Genomic DNA, 267 nt, shown 5'->3' with positions numbered 1-267 from the left:
AAGCGTGCCCGTCTCATCTATCGGAACTTGCTGCGCCCGCTTGGAGTAGTGCCTGAGACGATCTATCTCGCGACGCCAAGGGCAGTCGCACTGGGACGACTCGCGGCACGGAGCCACGAGCACGCGGACGACTATGCGCTTTCCAACGACGTCGCGGCAGACTACTTCGACCACTTCGAACCCCCGACCGCCGAGGAAGGTCCCCTGACTGTGCTCGGCGCGGAACCGTCGCACTGAGCGATCGATCGATGAGACGCAGACCTGAAG

1 protein-coding gene is annotated in these 267 nt (G+C 63.3%); it reads left to right on the top strand.

From position 1 onward, the window contains the following. Positions 1-237: hypothetical protein (locus ACS2QP_RS27845; RefSeq protein ID WP_438883080.1), on the top strand; the 237-nt coding region annotated here is incomplete at its 5' end. Positions 238-267: the final 30 nt, after the last annotated feature.

It is taken from the genome of Bacillus cereus group sp. Bce019 (genome assembly GCF_051781745.1).
In the GTDB taxonomy this organism is placed as follows: Bacteria; Bacillota; Bacilli; order Bacillales; family Bacillaceae_G; genus Bacillus_A; species Bacillus_A cereus.
This window is presented reverse-complemented; position numbering and strand designations above follow the sequence as displayed.